Source organism: Amycolatopsis sp. NPDC051371 (genome assembly GCF_040682155.1).
In the GTDB taxonomy this organism is placed as follows: Bacteria; Actinomycetota; Actinomycetes; order Mycobacteriales; family Pseudonocardiaceae; genus Amycolatopsis.
Genome location: NZ_JBFBAG010000042.1, coordinates 27,952 through 49,861, shown reverse-complemented (window position 1 = coordinate 49,861; position 21,910 = coordinate 27,952). Strand labels below are relative to the sequence as shown.

General features: G+C 70.8%; 24 protein-coding genes. 16 read left to right on the top strand and 8 right to left on the bottom strand.

The features are described from left to right. Positions 1 to 64: 64 nt before the first annotated feature. Positions 65 to 472 carry a hypothetical protein gene (locus AB0M59_RS39260; protein WP_364625762.1) on the bottom strand — a complete coding sequence of 136 codons (408 nt, stop codon included), beginning with the start codon at positions 470 to 472 and terminating at the stop codon, positions 65 to 67. Between the two features lie 86 nt (positions 473 to 558). On the opposite strand from AB0M59_RS39260, the gene AB0M59_RS39255 reads away from it, so the two are divergent. Genes AB0M59_RS39255 through AB0M59_RS39225 form a run of 7 tightly spaced genes read left to right on the top strand, consistent with a single transcriptional unit; the run spans position 559 to position 6,706 of the window. Continuing rightward, the gene (locus AB0M59_RS39255; protein ID WP_364625760.1) at positions 559 to 1,614 is read left to right on the top strand and encodes a hypothetical protein; all 1,056 of its coding nucleotides are present in this window, start codon (positions 559 to 561) and stop codon (positions 1,612 to 1,614) included. Beyond that, a complete protein-coding gene (locus tag AB0M59_RS39250; RefSeq protein WP_364625757.1) occupies positions 1,611 to 2,543 on the top strand; it encodes a MazG family protein in 933 nt (310 codons plus the stop codon). The genes AB0M59_RS39255 and AB0M59_RS39250 overlap by 4 nt, the downstream gene beginning before the upstream one ends. 54 nt (positions 2,544 to 2,597) lie before the next feature. Next, the gene (locus AB0M59_RS39245; protein ID WP_364625754.1) at positions 2,598 to 3,155 is read left to right on the top strand and encodes a sigma-70 family RNA polymerase sigma factor; all 558 of its coding nucleotides are present in this window, start codon (positions 2,598 to 2,600) and stop codon (positions 3,153 to 3,155) included. After that, positions 3,152 to 3,973, top strand: coding sequence for a zf-HC2 domain-containing protein (locus tag AB0M59_RS39240; protein ID WP_364625751.1), 822 nt, complete (start codon positions 3,152 to 3,154; stop codon positions 3,971 to 3,973). Before AB0M59_RS39245 ends, AB0M59_RS39240 begins: the two co-directional genes overlap by 4 nt. Positions 3,974 to 3,984: 11 nt before the next feature. After that, positions 3,985 to 4,788 (top strand): ABC transporter ATP-binding protein, encoded by an 804-nt coding sequence (locus AB0M59_RS39235; RefSeq protein WP_364625748.1) that lies wholly within the window; start codon positions 3,985 to 3,987, stop codon positions 4,786 to 4,788. Next, the gene (locus AB0M59_RS39230; protein ID WP_364625745.1) at positions 4,788 to 6,146 is read left to right on the top strand and encodes a hypothetical protein; all 1,359 of its coding nucleotides are present in this window, start codon (positions 4,788 to 4,790) and stop codon (positions 6,144 to 6,146) included. The genes AB0M59_RS39235 and AB0M59_RS39230 overlap by 1 nt, the downstream gene beginning before the upstream one ends. Further along, on the top strand, positions 6,143 to 6,706 hold the full coding sequence (locus AB0M59_RS39225; protein WP_364625742.1) for a hypothetical protein: 564 nt from the start codon (positions 6,143 to 6,145) through the stop codon (positions 6,704 to 6,706). The genes AB0M59_RS39230 and AB0M59_RS39225 overlap by 4 nt, the downstream gene beginning before the upstream one ends. 147 nt (positions 6,707 to 6,853) lie before the next feature. Here the strand turns inward: AB0M59_RS39225 and AB0M59_RS39220 are convergent, their stop codons facing one another. Genes AB0M59_RS39220 through AB0M59_RS39210 form a run of 3 tightly spaced genes read right to left on the bottom strand, consistent with a single transcriptional unit; the run spans position 6,854 to position 8,940 of the window. Further along, positions 6,854 to 7,264, bottom strand: coding sequence for a PPOX class F420-dependent oxidoreductase (locus AB0M59_RS39220; RefSeq protein WP_285476584.1), 411 nt, complete (start codon positions 7,262 to 7,264; stop codon positions 6,854 to 6,856). A gap of 33 nt (positions 7,265 to 7,297) precedes the next feature. Continuing rightward, positions 7,298 to 8,374 carry an SGNH/GDSL hydrolase family protein gene (locus tag AB0M59_RS39215; protein ID WP_364625887.1) on the bottom strand — a complete coding sequence of 359 codons (1,077 nt, stop codon included), beginning with the start codon at positions 8,372 to 8,374 and terminating at the stop codon, positions 7,298 to 7,300. Next, positions 8,371 to 8,940 carry a TetR/AcrR family transcriptional regulator gene (locus AB0M59_RS39210; RefSeq protein ID WP_364625884.1) on the bottom strand — a complete coding sequence of 190 codons (570 nt, stop codon included), beginning with the start codon at positions 8,938 to 8,940 and terminating at the stop codon, positions 8,371 to 8,373. The genes AB0M59_RS39215 and AB0M59_RS39210 overlap by 4 nt, the downstream gene beginning before the upstream one ends. Before the next feature lie 74 nt (positions 8,941 to 9,014). Between AB0M59_RS39210 and AB0M59_RS39205 the strand changes: the two genes are divergently transcribed. Further along, positions 9,015 to 9,227 carry a KTSC domain-containing protein gene (locus AB0M59_RS39205; RefSeq protein ID WP_364625739.1) on the top strand — a complete coding sequence of 71 codons (213 nt, stop codon included), beginning with the start codon at positions 9,015 to 9,017 and terminating at the stop codon, positions 9,225 to 9,227. On the opposite strand, the gene efeB is transcribed toward AB0M59_RS39205, so the two are convergent. The 3 genes from efeB to efeU are packed head-to-tail and all read right to left on the bottom strand — an operon-like array spanning position 9,224 to position 12,476. Next, a complete protein-coding gene (gene efeB, locus AB0M59_RS39200) occupies positions 9,224 to 10,483 on the bottom strand; it encodes an iron uptake transporter deferrochelatase/peroxidase subunit (RefSeq protein WP_364625737.1) in 1,260 nt (419 codons plus the stop codon). The two genes, AB0M59_RS39205 and efeB, sit on opposite strands and share 4 nt — an antisense overlap. Further along, entirely contained in the window at positions 10,480 to 11,634 is a 1,155-nt protein-coding gene (gene efeO / locus AB0M59_RS39195; protein WP_364625734.1) for an iron uptake system protein EfeO, read from the bottom strand. The genes efeB and efeO overlap by 4 nt, the downstream gene beginning before the upstream one ends. Beyond that, positions 11,631 to 12,476: an iron uptake transporter permease EfeU gene (efeU, locus tag AB0M59_RS39190; protein WP_364625731.1), complete on the bottom strand. Its 846-nt coding sequence runs from the start codon at positions 12,474 to 12,476 to the stop codon at positions 11,631 to 11,633. The genes efeO and efeU overlap by 4 nt, the downstream gene beginning before the upstream one ends. A gap of 374 nt (positions 12,477 to 12,850) precedes the next feature. Here efeU and AB0M59_RS39185 point away from each other — a divergent pair, with 374 nt between their 5' ends. Beyond that, a complete protein-coding gene (locus AB0M59_RS39185; RefSeq protein ID WP_364625881.1) occupies positions 12,851 to 13,600 on the top strand; it encodes a lytic murein transglycosylase in 750 nt (249 codons plus the stop codon). A gap of 219 nt (positions 13,601 to 13,819) precedes the next feature. Here the strand turns inward: AB0M59_RS39185 and AB0M59_RS39180 are convergent, their stop codons facing one another. After that, on the bottom strand, positions 13,820 to 14,224 hold the full coding sequence (locus AB0M59_RS39180; RefSeq protein WP_364625729.1) for a tetratricopeptide repeat protein: 405 nt from the start codon (positions 14,222 to 14,224) through the stop codon (positions 13,820 to 13,822). Between the two features lie 174 nt (positions 14,225 to 14,398). Between AB0M59_RS39180 and AB0M59_RS39175 the strand changes: the two genes are divergently transcribed. From AB0M59_RS39175 to AB0M59_RS39145, 7 genes are all read left to right on the top strand, one after another. Next, positions 14,399 to 14,845 (top strand): VOC family protein, encoded by a 447-nt coding sequence (locus AB0M59_RS39175; protein ID WP_364625726.1) that lies wholly within the window; start codon positions 14,399 to 14,401, stop codon positions 14,843 to 14,845. Positions 14,846 to 14,928: 83 nt separating this feature from the next. Continuing rightward, positions 14,929 to 16,215, top strand: a complete 1,287-nt coding sequence (gene eno / locus AB0M59_RS39170) for a phosphopyruvate hydratase (protein WP_364625723.1) — start codon at positions 14,929 to 14,931, stop codon at positions 16,213 to 16,215. Between the two features lie 7 nt (positions 16,216 to 16,222). Then, entirely contained in the window at positions 16,223 to 16,774 is a 552-nt protein-coding gene (locus AB0M59_RS39165; protein WP_364625720.1) for a septum formation initiator family protein, read from the top strand. Between the two features lie 131 nt (positions 16,775 to 16,905). Then, on the top strand, positions 16,906 to 17,415 hold the full coding sequence (locus AB0M59_RS39160) for a DUF501 domain-containing protein (protein WP_364625717.1): 510 nt from the start codon (positions 16,906 to 16,908) through the stop codon (positions 17,413 to 17,415). Between the two features lie 151 nt (positions 17,416 to 17,566). Further along, complete coding sequence (locus tag AB0M59_RS39155; RefSeq protein WP_364625714.1) at positions 17,567 to 18,736, top strand: lytic murein transglycosylase; 1,170 nt, start codon at positions 17,567 to 17,569, stop codon at positions 18,734 to 18,736. Between the two features lie 32 nt (positions 18,737 to 18,768). Then, entirely contained in the window at positions 18,769 to 19,722 is a 954-nt protein-coding gene (locus AB0M59_RS39150) for a Ppx/GppA phosphatase family protein (RefSeq protein WP_364625711.1), read from the top strand. Positions 19,723 to 20,144: 422 nt separating this feature from the next. Continuing rightward, complete coding sequence (locus tag AB0M59_RS39145) at positions 20,145 to 21,770, top strand: ABC transporter substrate-binding protein (protein ID WP_364625708.1); 1,626 nt, start codon at positions 20,145 to 20,147, stop codon at positions 21,768 to 21,770. The last annotated feature ends 140 nt before the right edge of the window (positions 21,771 to 21,910 follow it).

Sequence of the window (21,910 nt, the reverse complement as noted above, 5' to 3'; positions counted from 1 at the left end):
CGGAAGCCCGGCGCCACATCGGAGATTTCCGTTGTGGCGCCCGGGTTTCTCGGCAGCCGGCTGCTCAGCAGACTTCGCTGAACATCGGCGGCACAGCCTCCGCCAACCCCATCTTCACCGACTCCATCGGCACCGGAACCGCGCCGGCCCCCGCCATCGGCAACGGCCGGGGCTTCCGCGGCATCCGCGACCCCGCACCTCCACCGCGCCCCGGGTACACGAGCAGTCCCCGCGTCGGATCCGGCACGGCGTCCAACGCCGCCGTCACCACCGGCAGCGCGCGGAACGCGTCGCGGCTTTCCTCCGATTTGAACTCGATCTCCAGCACCACGCCCCAGCGGTGTTCGTGCCACACCCACTGTTCCGCGCCGTTCGTCAAAGCTGCTTCGGTGAGTGCGTCACCGCGGGCGAGCCGCCACAAGGAAGCCGTGGACTCGCCATCGAAGACCTCGATGGTCAGCCAGTGGTCCATGTCGTCGAGGTTACGCCCGGCGACACCGTACGGGTGTTGCGTTTCGGGTGCGATGGTGTGAGAGGGTATGCGCTGTGATGCGGATCATGGGGCGCCCTCGCGCGCTGGTCGCGGTTGTTGCCGGTGCTTTTCTGCTCGCCGGGTGCGGCTCGGGCCCCAGTCAGGTCGGCAGTGCCGTCCTCGTCGGCGACCGCTCGGTTTCCCTCGACCAGGTGCAGGCGCTCATCGACAAGGCCGTCCGCGAGCAGCCGTACGCGCAGAAGCTCGCCGGTGAGCACAAGCTCGAGGAGCTCGGCCGGGCGGCCGTCAGCCAGCTCGCCCTGCACGAGATGCTCGCCGCGGCCGCGGAAAAGCAGGGCATCACGCCCAACTACGGGCGGATCGAGGCCCAGCTGGCCAAGGACCCCCTCAACGGAACGGTCCCCGCGAACTCGAGCAACGAGGCCCAGGCGGTCAGCGAGGTCGTCGCCCGCAGCCGTGACCACCGCGAGGCGCTGACCGACACCTACCTCGCCCAGGCGCTGGCCGAGAAGGCCATCCCCGACCTGTCGGTCACCTTCGACTACACGTCCATCGGTTCGATGCCGGATTCGAACACCGGCGACACACCGAAGGGGCCTGAGGCGAAGAAGGCGGCTTTCGACCTCGCCCGGCAGTTCGCCGCCGATCCGGCGGCCGCGACCAAGCGTATCGGCGCCGACGTCCAGTACGAGGCGTCGTTGCGGCAGCAGGCGGCCCAGCAGGGCCAGAACACCGATTCGATCCCGCCGCTCACCGGCCTCGGCGAGGCCGTGCCCGCGGCGCAGGCCGGGGTGCTCGCCGCCGGCCCGATCTTCGGCTCGCCGGTCGGAGCCGTCACGGTCTTCCCGTACCCGAACCGCGAGGGCACCTGGTTCGTCGCGGTGGTCCGCCAGCGCGTGGACAACAAGCCCGTGGCCACGGAGCAGGCGCCGGCCCTCGACGACGCCACGAAGGCCGCGATCGGCATGCGGCAGCTGCAGCCGCTGTTCGACCAGCTCGACGTGCGGGTGAACAAGCGCTACGGCGTGTGGGACGTCGTGGGTATGGACGTCGTTCCGAACGAGGACGCTGCCCAGGGCCTCGTGCTGCCCCCGGGTGGTTCCGGCCGTACACAGCAGTGAGCACGGGCGTCGTCGTAGTCGTCCGCGGGGCGACGCTGCCCGCCGCGGCGCTGAAGATCCTGTGTGACGTCACCACCGTGTACGCGGGCACGGACGTGGACGCGAGCGTGTTCGGTGTCCCGTCCGTGGCCGAGGCGCCTTCGCTGAAGGACATCGTGCTGCTCGCCGGGTCCCGCGACGAGCCCGCCGCGTCGCTGCTCATCGCGACCGGCGCGGAGGTCATCGAGACGCCGGCGCCGCCCCTCGTCGAGGCCGCCGAGGTGATGGACCGGCTCCGCTCGCCGGGCGGCTGCCCGTGGGACGCGGCCCAGACGCACGATTCGCTCCGGCAGTACCTGGTCGAGGAGACCTACGAGCTACTCGACGCCATCGAGTCGGGCGACCGCGAGGCGCTGCGCGAGGAGCTCGGCGACGTCCTGCTCCAGGTGCTCTTCCACGCGCGCGTCGCGGCCGAGGACGCCACCGACCCGTTCGGCATCGACGACGTCGCCGCCGAGCTCGTCGCGAAGCTGGTCGGCCGGCACCCGAACGTGTTCGCCGGGACCGATTCGGTGCACACCGTCGAGCACCAGAACGTCAAGTGGGAAGAGCTGAAGCAGCAGGAGAAGCAACGCAAGTCCATTGTGGACGGGGTCGCGCTCGGCCAGCCCGCGGTGGCGCTGGCCGGCAAGCTCGGGCAGCGTTCCGGGCGCGCGGGCATCCCGCTCGACCTCTTCCCAGCCGGCACCGACGCCGCCGCCCAGCTGTTCCGCATCGCGGCGACGGCGCGGCGCGCGGGCGTCGACCCCGAGGGTGAGCTGCGGGCGCTGGCGAAGCAGTTCGCGACCGACGTCCGGGCCGCCGAGCAGGCGGCGCGGGACGCCGGGCTGGAGCCGACGACCCTGGAGGCCGACGGCTGGCGGAAGTTCTGGCCCCCGCCCTCGGTGTGACGCAGCACACAATCGAGTGAGAACCGTTCCGGGCGATCCGGCGTCTTGCCTGGTGTGAGGAAACTGCCACTGGAGGACGCCGACGAGGAGCACCTCGTCCGGCGCACGGCCAAGGGCGACCGCGCGGCGTTCGAGGAGCTCTACCGCCGCACGTCGCCCTGGCTCGCCGTGCGCCTGCGCCGCCGGTGCGCCGACGACCAGGTCGTCGCCGAGGTCATGCAGGAGACGTACCTGGCCGTGTGGCGCGCGGCGGCGTCGTTCGCGGGGGCCTCGACCGGCGGTACCGCGGTCGGCTGGGTGTGGACGATCGCCGCACGCCGGCTCGTCGACGCGTTCCGGCGCCGGGCGCACCACGCCGAGCTGCCGGCGGAGGTGGCCCTCGACGTCGCGCCCGTGCCGGCGGCGGAGGACGTGGCCTTGGCGGCGACGATCGGCGACGAGGTCGGTGACGCACTGCGGGATCTCGCGCCCGAACTGCGGGCGGTGCTGCAGGCGATGGTGCTCGACGGGCTGACCGTCCGGGAGACCGCCGTCCTGCTCGGGCTGCCGGAAGGAACCGTCAAGACCCGCGCGCGCCGGGCGCGGTTCGCGATGAAGGAGGCACTGTCATGACCCATGCGTCGGACGAGCTCATCGCCGGCTACGTGGCGGGTGACGACCTCCCGGGTGACCGGCTGTGGGGCCTCGAAGCGCACCTCGAGACGTGTCCGGTGTGCCGGGCGCGGCTCGCCGCGGTGGCGCCCGTCCAGCCGGTGGTGGACGCCGTCTGGAACCGGCTCGGCGTCGAAATCGAGCTGTCGGGCGTTCCGTTCCACGGGCCGCCGCCTCCGGCGCGGGCTCCCTACCGGAGGCGGCGGCGGTGGCTCGACACGTGGATCACCCCGGTGATGCTGCCGTGGCTGGGGATGATCGTGCTGGTCACGCTGCTCGCGGTGGCGTTCGACCAGGTCGCGCACTCGATGCTGGACGTGACGGCGGTGCAGCTCTTCGCGCCGGTGCTGCCGGTGCTCGGCGTAGCCGCGTCGTGGGCGCGGGGGCTGGACCCGGCGTACGAAGTCGTCGTCGCGACGCCGCGGGCCGGGCTGTACCTCATCGCGCGGCGGACGCTGGCCGTGCTCATCGTCGTCCTGCCGGTGCTGGGGGTCGCCGGCTGGCTGACCGGGACGGCCCTCGCGCTGTGGCTGGTGCCGAGCCTGGCCTTCACCACGGGAACGCTCGCGCTGGGAGGGCTGATCGGGGTCACCCGGGCGGCGTACGCGCTGGTCGCGGTGTGGGTGGCGGGACTGGTGCTGCCCACTGTGGCGGCCCACCAGCAAACGTTTGCGCTCAGCACCGGCGCGGTGCCGGTCTGGGCGGGGATCTTCGCGCTGACGTCGGTGGTCGTCGCCCTGCACAAGGGCGCGTTCACCCGGCTCGGTGCGCGCAACTAGGGAGGAAGAACATGCGTGCTGTAGGGGCCGCCGAGGTCGCGCCAACGGCCTACGCCTGGGAAATCCAGGCCGAAGGGCTGAAAGTGCGGGTGGGACGGCGGAAAATGGCCGTGGACGGGCTGGACCTGTCGCTCGGCAAGGGGGTGCACGGCTTGCTCGGGCCCAACGGCGCGGGCAAGACGACGCTGATCCGGGCGCTGGCGACGGTGCTCCGGCCGGCGGAAGGCAGGCTGTCGCTGCTCGGTGCGCAGGCCGGGGGGCACACCGGGCAGCGCAGTCTGCGCCGGCGGATCGGCTACCTGCCGCAGACTTTCGGGTTCTACAAGCGGTTCACCGTCCGGGAGTTCGTCGAGTACATCGCGTGGCTCAAGGAAGTGTCTAAAGAGGACATTCCCGGTGCGGTGCAGCGGGCGATCGAGCGGGTGGGGCTCGCCGACCGCGCGGACGACCGGATGAAGACGCTGTCGGGGGGCATGGTGCGGCGGGTGGGGATCGCGCAGGCGATCGTCAACGACCCGGACATCCTGCTGCTGGACGAGCCGACCGCCGGGCTCGACCCGGCGCAGCGCGTGCGGTTCCGCGAGCTGGTGCAGGAGCTCGGCCGGGACTCGTGCGTGCTGATCTCGACGCACCTGGTCGAGGACGTGGGCACGGCGTGCTCCGACGTCGTCCTGTTCGCCGAGGGCAAGCTGGTGTTCCAGGGGACGCCGGACGAGCTGGCCGCGGCCGGCACCGCGGCTCACGTGGGGGACAGCCCGATCGAGCGTGGCTACTCGGCGCTGCTGAACCACGAAACGGGCAAGGGGGCCTGGTGATGATCCTGCGCATCGAACTGCGGCGCTCGATCGCGCCCTGGGCCGGGCTGGCGCTGCTCGTGGTGGCGCTCGGGTTCCTGTTCCTGCTGTCCGGGCCGTGGTGGAAGGTGCCTGCGCCGTGGACGGCGAACACGACGACCACCGCGCTGTGGCTGCGGTTCCTGCTGGTGTTCCTGTGGCCGATCGTCGTCGGCGCCGGGGCGATCCAAGGCATGCGCGACAGCCGCTCCGGGATGGTCGAGCTGCTGTCCACGACGTCGCGGCCGGGCTGGCACCGGGCAATCAGGCTGGCCGGTGCGATGGGAGCGCTGAGCGCGCTCGCGTTCCTGCTGGTGTTCGTCGTCGGCCTCGCGGAGGTGCTCGGGCACGGCGGGTTCGTCTCGGCGAGCTTCCTGCCGGTCGTCCTCGTCGGCCTGCTCGCCGTCGTGGCGGGGAGCTGGGTGGGCCTGGCGATCGGGCGGCTGCTGCCGCACCCGCTGACCGCACCCGCGCTGGCCGTGCTGACGCTGATCGGGTCGATCCTGGCGTGGACGTCGCTCGAGGCGTCGGTGCTGTCGATGTCGTACAGCCGGTTCGGGTTGCTGGCGCCGCCGCTCGGGCAGCCGGAGGGCTCGCTGGTGACGACGGCGGCTTCGGTGGACGTCGGGCAGGTGGTGTGGTTCGCCGGTCTGGCCGCGACGGGATTCCTGCTGCTGGCGGCCGGTTCCGTGCGGGCCCGGCTCCTCGGCCTGCTGCCGGTGGTGGCCGGCGCCGCGATCGCCTTGCCCGTCTTCCCGGCTTCCGACGCGGGGCTCCTGACTCCGGACAGCGTTGCCGTCGAAAAGCGTTGCGACGGCCCGATCTGCCTCAGCCGGGCGCACGAGGACAGGCTCGCCGCGCTGGCCGGGCCGGGGCGCGAAGCGCTGGCCATGCTGGCGAAGCTGCCCGGCGCACCGACGCGGATCGAGGAGCAGATCGCGCCGAACTCCTTCGCCAGCCCGCCCGTCCGCGATCCCGGTGTCGTCTACCTGGACTTCCAGCGCCACGAGCCGCTGCTCACGGCGGACGCGACGGACCTGCGGCTGGCGGTGCTGTCCGGGGCCGGGGTGCCGTCGTGCGAGATGCCGAACTCGGGGAGCATGAGCGACCAGGGCGGCCGGATGATCGCGGCGGCGTACTTCACCGGTGAGCTGCGGGCGTTGCCCGAGTACGCCCGAAGCTGGTTCCGCCAGGAGTCCGGGCCGGTCCAGCAGGCGTGGGAGAAGTTCCGCGCGTTGCCGCCGGAGGTCCAGTTCGCCCGGGTGGTCGCCGTGCGCCAGGTGCTGCTGACCTGCCACGGCGACCCGCTCGACACGCTGGTGCCGGGGGCGATGGGATGAGGTGGGCGACGCTCTACGCGCGTTCGCGCCAGGTCCCGGCGGCGATCACGGCCCTGCTGGTGGCCACGGCGGGCGTGTGGTTCCTGGCGCGCGACTCGTGGTCACCGCTGCCGGTCATGCTGACGCTGACGGCGGGCATCGCGGTGGCGGCGATCGGGCTCAGCGGCCAGGACACCGACCTCGACCGCACCGCGGCGCTCCCGTGGCCGGCCCGCCGCTTCGCGCACTTGGCCTTGATCGGCTTGGCGGCCGGGGGCGCGGTGCTGGCGGTCCAGGAGCTGGGCGCGACCACTGTCGACATGTCGATCATCCTACGCGACGCGGCCGGAGTGCTGGGCCTGACCGGCCTGGCGGCGACGATCGCGGGCGGCCAGTACGGCTGGACGCTCCCGCTGCTGTGGGCAGGCATAACGCCCTTCGTCCAGGACGACGGCACGACGACGAGCCACATCGTCGCCTGGATGACGCAGCCGCCGCACTCGGCACCGGCCACCTGGACAGCGCTGGTGCTGGCTACCGCTGGCACAGCGACCTACACCGCACGGGGCGGCCGCCGCTGACCCGGCGACTTCCAGCGGCGACCGGAGTGATGCCCGCCCAGTCACGCGAGATGCCTGCCCAGTCACGCGAGGTGCCGCTTCTGGTGACCCGGCGAGGCCGCCACGAGAACCCCCGGAGTCCCGTGGTGGCCTCCGCCGGACCGGACGTCACACGTCGCGGATGTTCGTCTCCAGCTCCAGCGGCTCCCGGTTCCAGTCCTCCACTCCGAACGCGAGGATCCGCGAAGGGTGGATCCGGATCACGGCGTCGTCGAAGTGGTTGTCCGGGAGGTTCACCTCGGTCAGCGCCTCCGCGCGGCCGCGGATCTCCAGGCAGCGCACCCGCCACGGGTTCGTGGACGGCAGGTCGTCGACGACGAACGCGACGTGGTCGTCGGCCGCCAGGTTGCGGAACTTCTTGCTGCCGCGCAGGTTGTGGCCGGTGACGTCGATCGTCTTCTCGTCCGGGTTGTACCGGAAGCCGACCGGGTTGACCTGCAGGGTTCCGTTCGGTTGCCGGGTGGCGAGCCGGCCCAGCGGCTGGGCGTCGAGGTAGGCGAGCTCTGCTTCGGTGAACATGCCCGAAGCATTCAACTTCAAGAGAGGTTGAAGTCAAGCGAGCGGGCCGCCGAAGGCGAGTTCCGTGAAGCGCGACGCGATCACCCGGTGCGCCGCCGCGTCCGGGTGCAGCTCGTCCGGCAGCGGGAACTCGGCGTAGTCGGCCGGCCCGTACAGCGAAAGCCCGTCCAGGTAGTGCAGATGAGGGTCCTGGCGCTGCGCGACGATGCGCGTCAGTTCCTCGCGGACCACCTCGAGCGTCAGCTTCCCGGCCGCGACCTCGGCCGGGTCGCCGGTGGCCCGGAAGCGCACGACCCCGGAAGCCAGCGCCGCGTGGTCGAAGTCGCCCGGACCGGGCGTCCGCTCGTGGATCGGGCAGTACAACGGCGAGACGACCAGCAGCGGCGCCGACGGGTGGCCCTCGCGGATCGTGTCCAGGAACCCGTGCACCGCCGGGCCGAACGCGCGCAGGCGCATCAGGTCGGCGTTGACGATGTTGATGCCGAGTTCGAGGCTGACCACGTCGGCCGGGGTGTCCCGCAACGCACGGGCGGTAAACGGGTCCAGCAGCGCGTTGCCGCTGAAACCCAGGTTGACCAGCTCGACCCCGGCGGAGACCGCGGTCAGCGCGGCCCACGTCGTCGAGGGGCTGAGAGCGTTCGAGCCCTGGCTGATCGAACTGCCGTGGTGCAGCCACACCCGATCCCGGGACGACGCAGGCAGGACCGGAGCGTCCGTCCGGAGCTCCACCAGCGCCGTCAGCTCGTTGTGCGGCAACCAGATCTCGACGTCCTTGAGGTGCCCGGGCAGGCCGGGGAACCGCACACCGCCGGCCGCGGTCGCCTGGGCGGCGAGCTTGCCGTCCACGAGCAGGTCGTACACGCCGTCCGGACGGGGTGGCGCGCCCGGGTACTCGACCTTCGTCGGCAGCGTCTCCAGTTCGATGACGGCGGCCGTCGTGCGGAACCGCAGGCGGACTCCGGCGGGCTGCGCCTCGGCCATCGCGAGCCGCGGATCGGTGTTCCGAGCCCGCGCGCGAGCGGGCAACCGGTGCGGCACCAAACCGCGGGGAGTGTCTTCGAGTTCGAGGGCGCCGCGTACCAGGCCGGCGGTCAGCGGGGTGGTGATCACAGTCGTGGCCAATCACGGAGAAGGGAATCGAGGACGTCGAGGAGGCGGGTCCAGCTGTCGGTGGACGCGGGGAGGCTGTGGTCGAAGCCGCCGTCGGCTTCGAGGGCGACGAACCCGCGGAAGAAGCTGCCGAGCAGCCGGACGGCGTGCGTCTGGTCCGGCCCGGTCAGGTCGTAGCCGCGCAGGATGGCGCGCATCAGTTCCGCGTGCCGCACGCCCGCGCTCGCCGCCGCGGTCTCCGGGTCGAGCCGCAGCTGCGCCGCGGCGAACCGGCCTGGGTGCTCATGGGCGTAGTCGCGGTAGACGCCGGCGAACGCGACCAGCGCTTCCCGCCCGGCCCGGCCGGCGAGCGCGGCGGCGGCCCGGTCGGCGAGCTCGTCCAGCGCGAGCAACGCGATCCTCGTCCGCAGGTCGTGTGCGTTCTTGACGTGCGAATACAGGCTCGCGACCTTGACGTCGAACCGCCGCGCCAGCTCCGACGGCGTCACCGCGTCGAACCCGATTTCGTCGGCCAGCTCGGCGCCCGCGTGGACCAGCCGCTCGGTCGTCACCCCGGCGCGTGCCATCATCACTACCTCCTTTGCCTAAGCCCAACATAGAACTTCCTAAAGGCTTTAGGCAAGGCGATATGATGACGGTCATGCGCAGGCAAGCCGTCAGCTCCTCGACGATCGCGTCGATCGGCTACGCCCGGGAGGAGCACCTCCTGGAGATCGAATTCGTCAACGGCAGCGTCTACCGGTACCGGCTGGTGCCCGAGTCCGTGCACCGGGAGCTGATGGCGTCCTCGAGCCACGGCCGCTTCTTCAACCAGAAGATCCGGGACGTGTATCCGACCGAACAGGTCGGCTAGGCGAAGAGCCCTTCGCCCCAGTAGCCGGTCTTCGAGACGCCCGGCGGCACCGCGAAGTGCGCCGAACCCGTGTGCTGGACGTACTCCATCATCGCGTCCTTCGACGACAGCGACTGCTGCATCGGCACGTACTGCTTCCGGGTGTCGCGGTTGAACGCCAGGAAGAACAGCCCCGCCTCGAGGTGGCCGACGCCGTCGGAACCGTCGACGAAGTTGTAGCCGCGGCGCAGGATCCGCACGCCGTTCAGCGCCTGGTGCGAGGCCAGCCGGACGTGCGCGTCCTCCGGGATCACCTTCTCGCCGCCCGCGCCGCCGACGTCGAGGTCCAGCTCGTCGAACTCCGCGGTCTGGCCCAGCGGGGCGCCGGTGCCCTTCGTGCGGCCGACGATCTGCTGCTGGCCGTCGAGGGTTTCGCGGTCCCACGTCTCGATGTGCATCCGGATCCGGCGGGCCACCAGGTAGCTGCCGCCGGCCATCCACGCCTGGCCGTCGGCCGCGGTGGCCCACACCTGGTCGCGCAGGAAGTCGGTGTCCTCGGACTTGATGTTGTTCGTGCCGTCCTTGAACCCGAACAGGTTCCGGGGCGTCTGCTGCGCCCGCGACGTCGACGAGCTGCGGCCGAAGCCGAGCTGCGACCAGCGGACCTCGGTGACGCCGAAGCCGAGCCGCACCAGGTTGCGGACCGCGTGCACCGCCACCTGCGGGTCGTCCGCGCAGGCCTGGATGCACAGGTCGCCGCCGCCGCGGGCGGGGTCGAGCTTGTCCTTCGGGAACAGCGGCAGGTCGATCAGCTGCGGCGGCCGCTTCCCCGCGAGGCCGAAGCGGCCGTCGAACAGCGAAGGCCCGAAGCCGATCGTCAGCGTCAGGTGCGACGCGGGCAGGTCGAGCGCCTCGCCGGTGTCGCCGGGCGGGGCGAACTCGCCGCCGCCGACCGCGCCGTTCGCCACGACCTCCTGGCCCGCCGTCATCCGGCGGGCCGCGTCGGTCCACGTCTTCAGCAACTGCCGCAGCTTCTCGGGATCGGTGGCCGTCACATCCAAAGCCGCGAAGTGCAGGTTCGCCTGGGCCGGCGTGACGATCCCGGCCTGGTGTTCCCCGTGGAAGTCGACGGTGGTGACCGCCGCCTCGGCGCTGCCGCCGGTCGCCTTGTCGATCCCGATTCCCGCGGCGGCCCCCGCTCCGGCGAGCGCGACACCCGCGCCCGCCAGGCCGAAGAGCTTCCGTCGCGATACCCGCGTGCCCTCTGTCGACGTCACTGCGAGACGACCTCCGCAACCTTGCTCAGCGGCTCGCTCAGCGCGTCGACGGCCGAGGCGAACTCCTTGACCTGGTCCTGGGACAGTTCGTTGTAGAGCTTGAAGCCGTCACCGACGCGCGTCTTGTCGAGCAGACCCTGGACGTTCGTGAACTCCTTGTCCAAAGTGGACACGAGAGCGGCGTCGCGCTGCTGCAGGAGCGGCCGCAGTGCGGTGATCGCGCCCTTCGAACCGTCCACGTTGGCCTGGAAGTCCCAGAGGTCGGTGTGCGAGAAGGTCTCTTCCTCGCCGGTGATCTTGCCGGTCGCGACCTCGTCGAGCAGGCCCTTCGCGCCGTTCGCCAGGTCGAGCGCCGTCAGCTGCAGGGTCTTCGACTTCGCGACCAGGTCCTTGACGTCGGTCAGCAGCTTGTCGGCGATCTTCGTGCTGTCGGCCTGCAGGCCGGAGACGTAGAGGTCCTTCTCCAGCCGGTGGAAGCCGGTGAACTCCTGGCCGGGCTCGAGATCGGCCTCACGGACGTCGATGGCCGGGTCGAGGTCGCCGAACTTCTCGGCCACCGGCTCGATGCGCTCGTAGTAGGTGCGCGTGCGGGCGTACGCGGCCTTCGCCTCGTCGACCTTGCCGGCCTTGACGAGGTCGACGAACTTGCCCGTCTCCTCTTCGAGCGCGGCGGTGTTGTTCGCGATGTAGTCGGCGTAGCTCTTGGTGGCCTGGGCCTTCTGCGCGTTGGCGTCGCTCTGCTTCGGCGCGCCGCCGGTGACGGTGAAGTCGCCGCGGATGCCGTCGCCGGCCATGCCCGGCTTGCACGCGGTCTGGTACTTGCCGGCGTCGGCGACCTCGACGATCAGCCGCCGGTTGAGCCCGGGCGCGATGTTCTCGACCTCGCCCATGATCCGGTCGCCCTCGGCGTAGAGGTAGAACTCGGTGACCTTGGTGCCCTTGTTGGTGATCTCGAAGGTGACGTTGCCCGCCGCGGCCGTGTTCACGGAGACGTTGCACGCGGTGTCGGACGCCTCGACCTTGACGGGGCCGGGAGTGGTCCCCGTCTCGTTCCCGGTGCTGCCCCGGCTGTCGCACGCGGCCAGCGTCACCAACACGGCGGCGCCGGCCAGCACGGCCAGCGGGGTTTTGGGGGACTTGCGCACGGTCACTCCTTCGAGGCGGCCGCGGCGGCGGGCGCCGGCGCGGTCTTCTTGCTGGGCTTGAGGAAAAGGGGCAGCACGATGACGACGTAGGCGACCCAGGCGACGGCCTGCAGCACGGTCGTCTGCTGCGAGTAGTTGAAGATGCCCTTCAGTAGCGCGCCGTACCAGGAAGTCTCGGGCAGCGTGGCCGAGGCGTCGAAGGCCAGCGTGTGGATGCCCGGGAGGAACGCGGCCTCCTGGAGGTCGTGCAGGCCGTAGCCGAGCACGCCCGCGGCGACGAACACCAGGAGGACGCCGGTGATCATGAAGAACTTCGAGAGGTTGAACCGCACCGCGCCCTTGTAGAGCAAGTACGCGAGCACGACCGCGGCCGCGATGCCGACGGCGAAGCCGATCAGCGGCTGCACGGTGTCCGACTGCGCGGCCTGGACGGTCGAGTAGAAGAAGACCGCGGTCTCCAGCCCTTCGCGCCCGACCGCGAGGAACGACAGCAGCAGCACGGCCGCCGGGCCGACGTCCAGCGCGTCGTCCATCTTCCCGCGCAGTTCGGCGGCGATGCTCTTGGCCGCCTTGCGCATCCAGAAGATCATCGCGGTGACGAACACGACGGCGACGATCGACAGGCTCCCGCCGAGCAGCTCCTGGTGCTCGAAGGACAGCTGGGCGGTCGTGAAGGTGAGGATCGCGCCGACCGCGACCGACAGCAGTACCGCGGCGCCGACGCCCGGCCAGACCCAGCGCAGCGCGTGCCGCCGCTCGGTCTTGACCAGGAAGGCCACCAGGATGCTGACGACCAGTGCGGCTTCCAGGCCTTCGCGCAGCCCGATCAGCGCGCTCGAGAACAACACCGGTCCGCCTCCCTTGGATGTTTCTGTGTGCGTCCAGGAAGTTTTTAGGTAAGGCTCACCTGTAAGTCCAGCGAGCCTACGTCGGCCCGAAACGATGCAATCGGACAAACAGGACTCGGCTACGAAGTTAGGTTAGGGTAACCGCAGGTCAGGGGCTTGCGCGTCGACTCGATAACGAATTTTGTGACGTCGCTGGCAGCGGACCTGTTTTTACCCTCCGCTTGCCTGGTCAGGCTGTCAGGGGACCCCCTTGAGTGGCTCCGTAACCTGTTCGGGTGGCCGAAACCGCTCAGCCGACCGTCACGCCTCCGTCGTCGCCTTCGGGCGGCCCGCCCAGGCGGTACGTCGGCCGGGTGGCCCTCGCGCTCGGGCTCGTGGTCACCGGCGTGGTCCTCGTCGTCACGATCGGCATCCGGAACCCGGACGCGCCGGCCGCCGCCTCCCCGCCGCCGCAACCGGCGCTGTCCATCCCGGAGCAGCGCCCGCAGCCCGGCGCCGAGTCGCCGCGCGCCGGGCTCGCCGCCCCGGTCGACCGGCCGGCGGTGTCCGACCAGGCCGAGCTGGACGCGTGGGCGACGCGCGTCGCGGACAAGACGCACCTCCCGGGACGCGTGCTCGCCGCGTACGGCCGGGCGGAGATGTGGATGCAGCGGCAGAAGCCGACGTGTCACCTGTCGTGGGCGACGCTGGCGGGCATCGGCCGGGTCGAGGCCGGGCGCGGGGACTTCGACCTTTCGGCGATCGGCGCCAACGGCCGCGTCGCGAAGCCGATCGTCGGCCCGCCGCTGGACGGCTCGCCCGGCGTCCCGGCGGTGCACGACACCGACGGCGGCAAGCTCGACGGCGACAAGTCGTGGGACCACGCGATCGGCCCGCTGCAGTTCCTGCCGTCGACGTGGAAGAAGTACCAGGAGCGGGCCAACGGCGACGGCGGTACGCCGGACCCGCAGAACGTCGACGACGCGGCCTTCACGGCGGCGCGCTACCTGTGTTCGGGCGGCGACGACCTGGGCACCCCGGCAGGCTGGTGGCGCGCGACCCTGTTCTACAACCCGGGAGTCGCGTACGGCCAGGACGTCTTCAGCGCGGCGGACGCCTACGCGGAGGCGAGCGTCGCGCCCTGAGTCAGAGCTCCCGGTCGGCGAACAGCGGCGTGACGGCCATGAGCACCAGCAGCAGCAAGCCGGCGTAAGCACCCAGCGTGGCGAAGATCGACATTTCCGGTTCCTCCCTCATTCGGTCTGGAACCAGCTTCGCCGGAAGAGGGGTGCCGCGGATCGGCCGAGGGGCCCGGTCCGATCGGCCGAAAGTCTGATCTCCGGGGGGCCGATCGGCACTGGTGGTCAGGATCCGTGCAGCGCGATGCGCGCCTTGACCTCGCTGATCGCCTCGAGGTACTCCGGCACCGGGTTCATCGCCGCCGCCATCCGCATCTGGGCGAGCGCCTCGACGAACCGGCCGAGGCGCTGCAGGGTCCGGCCGAGGATGAACCGGGCGTAGTGGTCCGTGGGGTCCAGCTCGAGCACCCGCGTGAACGCCTGCTCGGCGCGCCGCAGCTGGGCGGAGTGGAAGTACGCGCGCCCGGCCAGGAGGTGGACCGACGGCTTGTCCGTCTCGGATTCCAGCAAGGGCTGCAACGCCTTCAGCGCTTCCAGCGGGCGGCGGCGGGCGACCAGATCCTCGGCCTGGCGGAAGGCATGGAACCGCGACTCCTCGGGAGGCTGCGAAGCAGCTGCGGCGTCCGTCATGGTCATCCCACGTTACCAATCCGACCAAAAGGAGGCCAACCCTTCGGGCGGCGCGTGACCGCTGCTACGGAGCCATTTGGCCGTGACTGTGGCCGGATTGGTAACCATCGGCGCAGTACCTCGGAAGAGGGGCTTGCACACGCCGCCGATCGGGACGTGATGGACTGTCCCGCCATGAGCAGCCCGTACCGGGGCCTGGCGCCCTACCTGTACTACTCCGATGCCACGGCGGCGCTCGCCTGGCTGACCAGGGTCTTCGGGTTCAGCGAGGAGGTCCGGTTCTGCGACGGGGCCGGCGAGGTCTTCCAGGCGACGCTGCGCGCGGGCGACGCGCGCATCCAGATCGCCGGCGTCGGGCCGGACTACTTCCAGGCCAAGGGCGTCGACGGGCCGGTCGGCCAGCTCAACATCCTGTACGTCGACGACGTCGACGAGGCGTACCAGCGGATCGAGGTGGCGCTCGGTGACGAGGGCGAACTCGAGCCGCCGCAGGACCAGCCCTACGGCGCCCGGGTGTTCACCGTCGCAGACCTCGGCGGCAACAGCTGGACGTTCTGGCAGCAGACGTCCGAGACCGTGGAGCTGCCGCCGGGCTGGCAGGCGGTGCGAGCGGGGGACTGACCGGCCGTGCCTCCAACGGGTGAACTGCCACGACGGCTAGGCTGGGCGCGAAACCGCAGGCACGACGCACCGAGGAGCATGGCGTGGCTCTCATCGAGCAGGTAGGCGCGCGCGAGATTCTGGACTCGCGCGGCAACCCGACCGTCGAGGTGGAGGTGGCTCTCGACGACGGCACGCTCGCGCGGGCCGCGGTCCCGTCGGGTGCGTCCACCGGCGAACACGAGGCGGTCGAGCTCCGCGACGGCGACACCGGCCGCTACAACGGCAAGGGCGTGGAGCGCGCGGTCGCCGCGGTGCTCGACGAGATCGGCCCGGAGATGGTCGGCATCGAAGCCGTCGACCAGCGGATCGTGGACCAGAAGCTGGTCGACCTCGACGGCACGCCGGCGAAGTCCCGCCTCGGCGCGAACGCCATCCTCGGCGTCTCGCTGGCCGTCGCGAAGGCCGCCGCCGAGTCGGCCGAGCTGGAGCTGTTCCGCTACCTGGGCGGGCCGAACGCGCACGTGCTGCCCGTGCCGATGCTGAACATCCTCAACGGTGGTTCGCACGCGGACAGCAACGTCGACGTCCAGGAGTTCATGATCGCGCCGATCGGCGCGGAGACCTTCCGCGAGGCCCTGCGCTGGGGCACCGAGGTCTACCACTCGCTGAAGTCGGTGCTGAAGGGCCGCGGCCTCTCGACCGGTCTCGGCGACGAAGGCGGTTTCGCGCCGAACCTGGCGAACAACCGCGAGGCGCTCGACCTGATCCTGCAGGCCATCGAGAAGGCCGGCTACACCCCGGGCCGCGACGTCGCGCTCGCGCTCGACGTCGCCGCGACGGAGTTCTTCGCCGACGGCGCGTACACCTTCGAGGGCAGCAAGAAGAGCGCCGAGCAGATGTCCGCCTACTACGGCGAGCTGCTGGCGAACTACCCGCTCGTGTCCATCGAGGACCCGCTGAGCGAGGACGACTGGGACGGCTGGGTCACCATGACCGCCGAGGTCGGCGACAAGGTCCAGATCGTCGGCGACGACCTGTTCGTCACCAACCCGGACCGCCTGGAGGAAGGCATCACCCGCCGCGCCGCCAACGCGCTGCTGGTGAAGGTCAACCAGATCGGCACGCTGTCGGAGACGCTCGACGCGATCTCGCTGGCCACGTCGTTCGGCTACAAGTCGATGATGAGCCACCGCTCCGGCGAGACCGAGGACACGTTCATCGCCGACCTCGCGGTCGCGACCGGCGTCGGCCAGATCAAGACCGGCGCCCCGGCGCGCGGCGAGCGGATCGCGAAGTACAACCAGCTGCTGCGCATCGAGGAGACCCTCGGTGACGCCGCCCGGTACGCCGGCGAGCTGGCCTTCCCGCGGTTCAGCGCCGAGGGCTGAGCCGGGAATGGCCGACCGGGGGAGGACGACGCGCAACCGCCGAGGCGGCGGCGGGGCCACGCGGGCCAACCGGCCCGCGCCGGCCCGCCGTCCCGAGGCGGCGCGGCGCCGCACCGGCGACGTGGAGACGACTCGGACCCGGCTGCGCCGGAGCCTGGCGGCGAAGCGGGCGTCCGGCGCGGCGAAGGTGCTCGGCATGTCCACCACCCGCCGCGCGGCGGTGGTGGCGATCGTGGTGTGCGCGCTGGCGTTCACCATCGCCGTGCCCCTGCGCACGTACCTCGCCCAGCGCACCGAGATCCGCGAACAGCAGGCGCAGCAGGCCCAGCTGCAGCAGACGGTCGCCCAGCTCCAGGGCCGCAAGGCGGAGCTGAGCGACCCGGCGCAGATCGAGGCCGAGGCCCGGCGCCGGCTGCGGTACGTCAAGCCGGGCGAGACGCCGTACATCGTCCAGCTGCCCGAGGACAAGGCCCCGGACGCGGCGCCGCAGCAGGGACAGCAGCAGATCCCGGACGGCTCCTGGTACGAGAACCTCTGGAACCAGGTCTCCGGCGGCTGAGTCTCCAGCGCCCCAATGTGGCCTTGGTTGCGTCCAACGCACCGAAGGGCCCCTTGGGTGCGTTGGACGCACCGAAGGCCACATTGGGGCGCTTGGGGCCGGTGGCCGGGTCACGCTCTAACCTGGAGCGCGTGAACAGCACGCAGCAGCACCGGTTCGAGCCCGTCACCGACGCCGACCGCGAGATCATCGCGGAGCAGCTCGGACGGCCGCCGCGGGCGCTGCGGGCCGTGGCCGCGCGGTGCCCGGGCGGGCACCCGTCGGTGGTGCAGACCAGCCCGCGGCTGGAGAACGGCACGCCGTTCCCGACGCTCTACTACCTGACCTGCCCGAAGCTGAACTCCATGATCGGCACCATCGAGGCGTCCGGGATCATGAAGGAGATGACCGAGCGGCTCTCCACCGATCCCGAGCTGGCCGCCCGCTACCAGCGCACCCACGAGACGTATCTGGCCGAGCGCGACGCGATCGAGCCGCTCGGCCACCAGGTCACCGCCGGCGGCATGCCCGGGCGCGTCAAGTGCCTGCACGTGCACGTCGCCCACTCCCTCGCGGTCGGTCCGGGGGTGAATCCGTTCGGTGACGAGACGCTGGAGCTCCTTAAGGCGAACGGGTGGCCCTCGGGGGACTGTGCCGAGTAACGCTCGCGCCGCGTAAACAGATAACTGGGCTGGGTGAGCGAAAACCCCCGTCCGGCGAGATCCAGACTCCCGAAGGGGTGAAACCGCGCCCCGGGTACGGCAGGCTGTCACCCGAGGGTGGGTGACCGACCGGCCAGGAGGGCTCAGAGTTATGCGCGTGCGGCGACTGCCTGACGCAGTCGGAAGCCACACCCGAAGATTCGGGATCCGCCACCGCACGGCGTACCCCCTGATCACCGGCATCTTCGCGGTGATCCCGGCCTTGCTCGCAGGCGGCGTCACGCTCGGCTGGCTCGGCGGCACCGGTGACCACACCCGCGACGCCGCGCTCGGCCAGGGCTACGACCCCGGGCACGCCGCCATCCAGCAGATCGCCGTCGACGGCACCCTCCCCGGCGCGCCCATCCCGCTGCCGCTCCCGGCGTACGAACTCCCCGACGGCCCCCTCGGCATCCCCGCCACCGCGCTCGCCGCGTACAAGAACGCCGCCGACATCCTCGGCCGCGAGCAGGCCGCGTGCCACATCGACTGGGCCCTGATCGCCAGCATCGGCCGGATCGAGTCGAACCACGCGCGCGGCGGGTACGTCGACGCGAACGGCACGACCCGCGAGCCGATCCTCGGCCCTGAGCTCAACGGCCAGGGCGCGTTCGCCGCGATCCCGGACACCGACCACGGCGAGCTCGACACGGACCCGGTGTGGGACCGCGCGGTCGGCCCGACCCAGTTCATCCCGGCGACCTGGCGCGGCTACGCCTCCGACGGCAACGGCGACGGCAAGTCCGACCCCAACAACATCTTCGACGCGGCCCTGGCAACAGGCCGCTACCTCTGCTCCGGCGGCTTCGACCTGGCGAACCCGGACCAGCTGCGCGGGGCGATCTACCGCTACAACAACTCCGACACGTACGTGAACACCGTGATCCTGTGGGCTGAGGCCTACCGCGACGGGATCATGCAGGTGCCGGACAGCACGGTCCCGATCGGCGCCCCGAACGCGGCTTCGGCCCCGGCTCCGCCGTCGATCCCGCCGCCCCCGGTCCCGACGACGACGCCGACCAGCCCGCCGCCGACCACGTCCCAGCCGCCGACGTCCGAGGAACCGACGTGCGTGCCGCCGACCACGACGACCACCACGACGACGGTCACGAGCGTGACCACGACGACGACCCCGCCGCCGTCGACGACACCGGACACGACGACCGGCCAGCCGACCACGACGCCGCCTCCGCCGTCGACGACACCGACGTGCGGGGAGACGGTCACCTCGGTCACCACGACGACCACTCCGACCACGATCACCACGGGGCCGTCGAGCTGAGTCGGCGGGGTGCCGCCGGTTAGGGTGATCGCATGCCTCGTGTTGCCGCGATCGACTGTGGGACCAACTCCATCCGCCTGCTCGTCGCCGAGCTGACGCCGCGCCACGACGGCACGGTCGACCTGCGCGACCTGCACCGCGAGATGCGGATCGTCCGGCTCGGCCAGGGCGTCGACGCCACCGGCGAGCTCGCTCCCGAGGCACTCGAGCGCACCCGCGCGGCGCTCGCCGACTACACGGTCGCCGCCCGGCGCAAGGGCGTCGAGAAGGTGCGGATGGTCGCCACCTCCGCCACCCGCGACGCGAAGAACCGCGACGACTTCTTCCGCATGACGCGCGAGACCCTCGGCGTCGAGGCCGAGGTGATCACCGGCGACGAGGAGGCCCGGCTCAGCTTCACCGGCGCGGTCGGGGAGCAGGACCCGGACGACGGCCCGTTCGTGGTGGCCGACGTCGGCGGCGGTTCGACCGAGCTCGTCCTCGGCACCTGGGACGGCAAGCAGGCCGAGGTGATCGCGGCGAAGTCGGTCGACATCGGCTGCGTCCGGATCACCGAGCGCGCGCTGAGGAGCGACCCGCCGACCGCCGAGGAGATCGCCGCCGCCCGCGACCTGGCCGGCAAGGTCCTCACCGAGGCGTTCGACGTCGTCGACGTCGCCCGCGCCCGCACGTGGATGGGCGTCGCCGGCACGGTGACCACGCTCTCGGCGATCGCGCTCGGGCTGCCGGAGTACGACAGCGAGCGCGTCCACCTGTCGAAGCTCGGCCCCGCGGACATCGACCGGCTCGCGACGAAGCTGCTGGCCGAGAACCACGCCACCCGGGCGGCGAACCCGGTGATCCACCCGGGCCGCGTCGACGTGATCGCCGGCGGCGCGGTGGTGGTCCAGACCCTCGCCGAGCAGCTCGCGGCCCGCGGCGGCCCGACCGAGCTGGTGGTCAGCGAGCACGACATCCTGGACGGCATCGCCCTCTCGCTCGCCTGACCCGCTGTGATCGAGGCCGTAACTGGCGTGACTGAGCCCGTAACTCGCGTGATTGAGCCCGTAACTCGCGTGACTGAGCCCGTGACTCGCGAGTTACGGCTCCAATCACGCGAGATCCGGGTCTGGTCACGCGAGTTCCGGTTCTGGTCACGCCGGGGCCTTGACAACCTCCCCGCCGGCCTGTTCGGACATCCGAAAGGGCTTGTGCCGCAACGAGAATCCAAAACGAACCGAACGTGAGCGCGTGATGACCACGTGTCCGCGCTAGGCCGTCCGGAGTACCCGGTTTCCTACCTTGGTTGTGCTCCAACCAGGTGGTCCTGACGGTCGTCACTGATTTGCAACACCGCAGTCCTGTGATCAGCTTCGCCGCCCCCGATAGCGTGCGTCTCACCTTTCGGACAGACGGAGATGGAGGGGACATGCGTCGTTCGCGCAGGCTCTGGGGACCCACGGTGGTGATGACCTCGCTGGCGCTCGCGCTCGCCGCGTGCGGCGGCGGCTCGGGCAGCTCCGCGGGCGCCGGCGAGACGGACCCGGACGGCACGGTCAGCGTCTACGGCACCGAACCGCAGAACGCACTGGTCCCGACCAACATCAACGACCTCGGCGGCACCAAGGCGATCCAGGCGATGTTCGCCACGCTGGTCGGCTTCAAGGGCGCGGACGCGAAGCCGTTCAACCTGATGGCGGACTCGATCACCACGACCGACTCCAAGGTCTACGACATCAAGATCAAGCAGGGCTGGAAGTTCCACGACGGCACCGAGGTGAAGGCGCACAACTTCATCGACGCCTGGAACTACGGCGCCTACGCGCCGAACGGCCAGCTCAACACGGACTTCTTCTCGAACATCCAGGGGTACCAGGACGTCCACCCCGAGGACGAGAACGCCAAGCCCGCCACGGACAAGATGTCCGGCCTGGTGCAGAAGGGCGACTACGAGTTCCAGGTGACGCTCAGCTCGCCGTTCTCGGTGTTCGACATCAAGGTCGGCTACCAGGCGTTCGCGCCGCTGCCCGACTCGTTCTTCAAGGACCCCAAGGCCTTCGAGCAGCACCCGATCGGCAACGGCCCGATGAAGTTCGTCTCGCGGACGCCGAACCAGGACATCAAGCTCACCCGCAACGACGACTACAAGGGTGACGACAAGGTCCACTTCAAGGACCTCGACATCAAGATCTACTCCAGCCAGGAGACCGCCTACCAGGACCTGCTGAGCGGGCGGCTCGACTTCATGGAGGCGCTGCCGCCGTCGGCGGTCGCGGGCGGCAAGTACAAGGCCGACCTCGGCGACCGGCTCGTCACCGGCCACCTGCTCGGGGTCAGCACCATCGCCGTGCCGTACTACGTGCCGGGCTACGACAACCTCGAGCTGCGCAAGGCCATCTCGATGGCGATCGACCGCGCGCAGATCACCAAGACCGTCATGAACGACACCTACGTCCCGCTGGACGGGTACGTCGCCCAGGGCATCACCGGTGCCCGCTCGGGGGTCTGCCAGTACTGCAAGTTCGACCCGGCGGCGGCCAAGGAGGCCTTCGCGAAGTCCGGCTTCAAGGGCAAGCTGACCATCGCGTCCAATGCGGACGGCGGCCGCAAGGAACCGCTGGTCGCGGCGTGCAACAGCATCAAGAACACCCTCGGCGTCGAATGCGACTTCGTGCCGGCCACCGACTTCGGCCAGTGGCGCAGCATCGTCACGGGCAAGAAGCTGACCGGCATGGGCCGCTCCGACTGGTCCGCGGACTACCCGTCCATCGAGGACTTCCTCAACCCGATCTACAAGACCGGCGGCTCCTCGAACGACTCCAACTACTCGAACCCGCAGGTCGACGCGCTCCTTGCGCAGGCCGACGCCACCGCCGACAAGGACGCCGCGGTCAAGCTGTACCAGCAGGCCGAGGACCTGATCGCGAAGGACCTGCCGTCGATCCCGACGTGGGACGAGAAGGGCGTCGCGGCGAAGTCGAAGAACCTCAAGTCCGCGGCCCTGGACTTCCGGCGCATGCCGGACTACCCGTCCATCGAGGTCCTGAAGAAGTAGCGACGCGCTGATCTGCCGTTACCACCACAACGCCGTCGTGAGTGGGAAACAGGGTTAGAACACTGTTTCCCACTCAACGGGCACGGGCTCACCATCGGACGATCCTCCCTCCGCCGCGCCGTACCGCAAAGGAGAAAGTC

Coding starts and splice junctions, on each gene's coding strand:
- AB0M59_RS39260 (WP_364625762.1), bottom strand. CDS start 472: ATGGACCACTGGCTGACCATCGAGGTCTTCGATGGCGAGTCCACGGCT.
- AB0M59_RS39255 (WP_364625760.1), top strand. CDS start 559: ATGGGGCGCCCTCGCGCGCTGGTCGCGGTTGTTGCCGGTGCTTTTCTG.
- AB0M59_RS39240 (WP_364625751.1), top strand. CDS start 3,152: ATGACCCATGCGTCGGACGAGCTCATCGCCGGCTACGTGGCGGGTGAC.
- AB0M59_RS39235 (WP_364625748.1), top strand. CDS start 3,985: ATGCGTGCTGTAGGGGCCGCCGAGGTCGCGCCAACGGCCTACGCCTGG.
- AB0M59_RS39230 (WP_364625745.1), top strand. CDS start 4,788: ATGATCCTGCGCATCGAACTGCGGCGCTCGATCGCGCCCTGGGCCGGG.
- AB0M59_RS39225 (WP_364625742.1), top strand. CDS start 6,143: ATGAGGTGGGCGACGCTCTACGCGCGTTCGCGCCAGGTCCCGGCGGCG.
- AB0M59_RS39220 (WP_285476584.1), bottom strand. CDS start 7,264: ATGTTCACCGAAGCAGAGCTCGCCTACCTCGACGCCCAGCCGCTGGGC.
- AB0M59_RS39210 (WP_364625884.1), bottom strand. CDS start 8,940: ATGGCACGCGCCGGGGTGACGACCGAGCGGCTGGTCCACGCGGGCGCC.
- AB0M59_RS39205 (WP_364625739.1), top strand. CDS start 9,015: ATGCGCAGGCAAGCCGTCAGCTCCTCGACGATCGCGTCGATCGGCTAC.
- AB0M59_RS39180 (WP_364625729.1), bottom strand. CDS start 14,224: ATGACGGACGCCGCAGCTGCTTCGCAGCCTCCCGAGGAGTCGCGGTTC.
- AB0M59_RS39175 (WP_364625726.1), top strand. CDS start 14,399: ATGAGCAGCCCGTACCGGGGCCTGGCGCCCTACCTGTACTACTCCGAT.
- AB0M59_RS39165 (WP_364625720.1), top strand. CDS start 16,223: ATGGCCGACCGGGGGAGGACGACGCGCAACCGCCGAGGCGGCGGCGGG.
- AB0M59_RS39155 (WP_364625714.1), top strand. CDS start 17,567: ATGCGCGTGCGGCGACTGCCTGACGCAGTCGGAAGCCACACCCGAAGA.
- AB0M59_RS39150 (WP_364625711.1), top strand. CDS start 18,769: ATGCCTCGTGTTGCCGCGATCGACTGTGGGACCAACTCCATCCGCCTG.
- AB0M59_RS39145 (WP_364625708.1), top strand. CDS start 20,145: ATGCGTCGTTCGCGCAGGCTCTGGGGACCCACGGTGGTGATGACCTCG.